Here is a 1,820-nt window from a genome sequence, read left to right on the forward strand (position 1 = left end):
CATGATAATTATTATCATTGATAGGTTAATTATCAATTAATTAATGCAAAATAAACAATAAATAATGAAAATATCAGAAATTCTTAAATAAAAGTTTATAATATTTACTTGTAAAGGTAAGGCATTCCTATAATGTACTGATTTATTTAACTATATTTTAGATAAATCAATATTATAAATATTATTGAAATATGTTATAGAACAATGCCTTATACCATTATAGTCTCAGGGAACGAAATAATATCTATGGATCCCATTATCATATTTACAATAATATATGCAATCATGTAAGAGAATATTTTTATTATCATTCCATTCAATGATTTTGATAATAAATGATCTATATTTAACTGTGATTTCATTCTCTTGAATAATTCTTGTACATTACAATATCAAATTATATACATAGTAAATATATTAAGGAATAATTCTTGAAAACCTTTACGTAATCGTCAATTTGTTTTGTTATTTTGTTTACACCAGTATGATATTATAAGCAACCGTATTAAAATTACAATAAAATGATTACTTATATTAATGAATCCTATTCTATTTATTTTGTGATAATATTTATATCATATTTTATATTACCGTAAATAAATGGAATGACCATATATAAGCGTTATAATATGTGCATTTAAGAGGAAGAATTATATTGATTATGCGATAAATTCTGTGCTGAATCAAACTATTCATCAATCAAAGTATGACTTAATTATTGTAACTAATTTTGATATCACAGTAAAATTAGATAAAAAATATAATTATAAAATCATTGTTAAAAAACTCAACAGAAAAGATTAAATTTAATGGCATATGGCATTAAGGAAGCTAAAGGCGACATATTATGTTTTTTGGATGATGATGATTTATTTAAAAACGATAAATTAGAAATGATATTAGAACTATTTTCAAAGAATGATAAATTAGGTTATATACATAATTCATTTTCTTTAATAGATAGTGAAGGAAATAATATAACATCTAATAAAATAATAAAATTATGGAAACAACCTAATAAAGGTTATTATATTCCTTATGAGAAAATAAAAAGACATTTAAGAAAAATTACTAATTATTGTGGATTGGTTAATTCAAGCAGCATTAGCATAAGATCCTCTATTATTGATAGAGATACATTAGATTACTTTGTAAACTTACCTGGTGATATGGATGAATTCCTATTTTATGAGTTATTGCACTCTGGTTTAGATTTACTAATGACCAAAGATATATTATCATTTTATAGTATACATAAAGAGGGCAATTCTAAGCCTAAAACCCCTTCAGAAATGGTAAAATACATAGGAAGGATTAAGAAAAGCCTTGAAATGTTAAATAAATTACTAGAAAATACTGAATTTTTCCAATATGGGCAGATGAAATTAAAATATTGGATTTACAAAGAACAATTAATAGATGAAAAGTCTCATGTTTCTGTTAAATTCTTATTAATAACCTTTGTAGATGTTATTAAATTTAGAGCCGATTATTATTTATGTTTAGCATTTTTCCTTTATATAAGTTTATTTTCAGAAAATCTACCATAATTTTAATGAGAAAATATTAATATAAAAAATAATGGATAATATAATACTTTTACTGCAAATTCTGTGCATGACAATTCAGCAAATTTAATATATCATGGAAGCATAAAAAAATGTTAAGTATATGTTTTTCATAGGAGGATGTATTTTCCAAGGAATGGAATGGCTATAACTATAATACATCATGCACAGCTAAGGATGCAATAAATGCAATAGATGATGCTATTATAAGGAAATTCAATGGTATAATACCAGATAATATTACATTAAGAA

Annotated in this window: 2 protein-coding genes; both read left to right on the forward strand. The window is 22.9% G+C overall.

What is annotated here, in order from left to right:
- Positions 1-627 precede the first annotated feature (627 nt).
- On the forward strand, positions 628-804 hold the full coding sequence (locus AOG55_RS09785; RefSeq protein WP_369332876.1) for a hypothetical protein: 177 nt from the start codon (positions 628-630) through the stop codon (positions 802-804).
- A gap of 5 nt (positions 805-809) precedes the next feature.
- Complete coding sequence (locus tag AOG55_RS03355) at positions 810-1,550, forward strand: glycosyltransferase (protein ID WP_055032338.1); 741 nt, start codon at positions 810-812, stop codon at positions 1,548-1,550.
- Positions 1,551-1,820 lie beyond the last annotated feature (270 nt).

It is taken from the genome of Acidiplasma cupricumulans (assembly GCF_001402935.1).
GTDB lineage: Archaea > Thermoplasmatota > Thermoplasmata > Thermoplasmatales > Thermoplasmataceae > Acidiplasma > Acidiplasma aeolicum.